This is a genomic window from Acinetobacter sp. YH12049 (genome assembly GCF_013419875.1).
GTDB classification, from domain to species: domain Bacteria; phylum Pseudomonadota; class Gammaproteobacteria; order Pseudomonadales; family Moraxellaceae; genus Acinetobacter; species Acinetobacter amyesii.
This window is the reverse complement of record NZ_VOZH01000096.1, coordinates 1-2221: the sequence shown is the minus strand read 5'-3', so window position 1 is coordinate 2221 and position 2221 is coordinate 1. Positions and strand designations below refer to the sequence as shown.

Genomic DNA, 2221 nt, shown 5'->3' with positions numbered 1-2221 from the left:
TGTACACAGTGCACTGGGTTATGTATCACCTTTTGAGTTTGAAGCAATGTACTATGATAAGATTAACCCGTTAGGTCAGGTGGCCTAACTTAAATAAAAAAGTCTCCGACAAACCCGGTACGGTTCATAGATAGTTCTGAAAGCTTAACACTGAATTTCTCTGGTTTAGTTGAAGGTATGAAAATTTATGCTATTACAGAGGACGGAACTCGAGTATTGCTTGGAACTGCGGATACAAATGGCAATTTAAGTTTTGTAGCTGCTGGAATGAGTATCGAAGGTTCAAGCTTAGTGGCGATTGCACCACCAAGTTTGGTTGTTACAGGTAATTCTTTGAAGTTGAATGTGAAGCTTGAATCTATTGCAACTGAAAAATCGAATGGTTCAATTGCAAGTTCAGAACTAGAGTTCGGTGTAATTTTATATCCTGCTTCTGTAACAAACGTAGCACCTGAAATTGAAATTGAACCAGAAGCAGTCACTGTTGGTGCAGCTGTTTCGGGTCAAAAAATTGCTACATATGCTGCATCGGATGCAGATAATGATAGTCTGACCGTGACATTTGCTAATGGCTCGACAGTTAGTGCCGACGGTTTCTATCAATTATCAGTGGCTGATCAATCTGTAACCTTAACTCAGAAAGGTGCGGATCAGCTAAATTCAGGTGCTGTATTGCCTTCGATAAGTCTTCAAGTTACTGATGGTAAAGTTACAACTCCTGTAACTGGCAATGCTGAACTCATTGAGTTAAAAGCAACATTAACAAGTGAAATTTCGGTATCAACTTCAACATCAGGTGGAACAAGTGGTGGTTCATCAAGTTCAGTGATTAAAGTTCCAAACCTAGGCACGATTTATAAAGATGCACAAGGTAATTATGTTTCTAATGATCTTGTTGCGGGTGCGAAAATTGTAGATATTGCTGCACAGATGCAAGCTATTATCAATGATCCACAGTATGGTAATGATTTCAATAAAATTAACGAAGCACTAAGAATCTTTACTAATTTGAAAAGTGAAATTAACGTTTCTGAAATTATTATTATCAATTGGGAGAAAATTAACAAAGTTCTGACTCAGAATGAGCTTGGGCTTAATTTCTCAAATAGTTTCCCTAAAGACTTTGGAGGTGAAAAAGGTACTCCGAGTGACTGGATTGTATTTGATGAAGCGTATTCAGGTGAAAAATATCCTGTCAATTCAATGATTTTAAACAACTCTGATACAACCAACTATATTGATGGTTTTAACTTGAGTATTACGGGTGTCCAAAATGTAAGTGGTTTCCAAATTAATATGTTGGAAGGTGTGCTATTTGCGGATGGAACTCAAATTGCTAAGACAGGTGAGAAAAATCAAAATGGACAGGATCAACTTGGTGTAATAGCTCCGGAAGCAGGCGTTCCAGAGAAAGTTTTACAATTTACTTTACATGCAGAAGTTCTAAATGATGCAGAGGAAAATGTGAATGTAAATGGTGTGAAATTTAAATCTGCTGCTCTTGATGCTTTAGTTGATGCCAAAGTTTCGGTAAATGGTATATCAGTAAGCAAAGATTCAGATGGGTATTATACTTATCAAGGCACTTCAAGTAGTCAAGTTGAAGATTTTGTAGTGAAAGTTACAGTCCCTGAAACCTCAATTCAAGATGTAAATGTACTTACAACCCAGCTCGAAACAGAGTTAGGAAACAGTAACAATGTGCTTCCTATTCAGGAAACAGTGACTGCGACAGCATCGTTTGCGATGTTCTCATTAGAAAGTGAAAGTTTACTTATTGGTGATGATATTGTTTTCGACCTTCTCGCAGACGACAATTTGGGCGGTAATACATTAACAACAGTAAATGATTTTTCTATTGCTGACCAAATCGACATCTCATCTTTACTTTCTGACGATGCAACTGAAGCAAATCTTGCAGATTTTGTAACGGTTGAATATGACGAAGAAACTGATTCAGCTGTGATTTCAATTGACCGTGATGGCACATCAGGTTCGAAATACGAATCACAAGATCTCGTGGTCTTGCTCAATCAAACGAGCAAAGTCGAACTAGATGACCTAATCAAAAATAATCAAATTATTTACTAGGGCCTGTTGACATTTGTTGATTAAAAAAATAGCGAGATAGTAAAATTAAATCGCCAAACCCAATTTTACACTCGCTATGCCTCGAACAATGCTAAATGATCAACACTGGTCCAAGTTACTTGCTATTTTC

Annotated in this window: 1 protein-coding gene; it reads left to right on the top strand. The window is 37.2% G+C overall.

What is annotated here, in order from left to right; translation table 11 throughout:
• Positions 1 to 177 precede the first annotated feature (177 nt).
• On the top strand, positions 178 to 2091 hold the full coding sequence (locus tag FTU05_RS17535; RefSeq protein WP_180166195.1) for a type I secretion C-terminal target domain-containing protein: 1914 nt from the start codon (positions 178 to 180) through the stop codon (positions 2089 to 2091).
• Positions 2092 to 2221: the final 130 nt, after the last annotated feature.

Bases quoted from the DNA above. Each gene is read 5' to 3' on its own strand.
- FTU05_RS17535 (WP_180166195.1), top strand. From the start codon at position 178: ATGAAAATTTATGCTATTACAGAGGACGGAACTCGAGTATTGCTTGGA.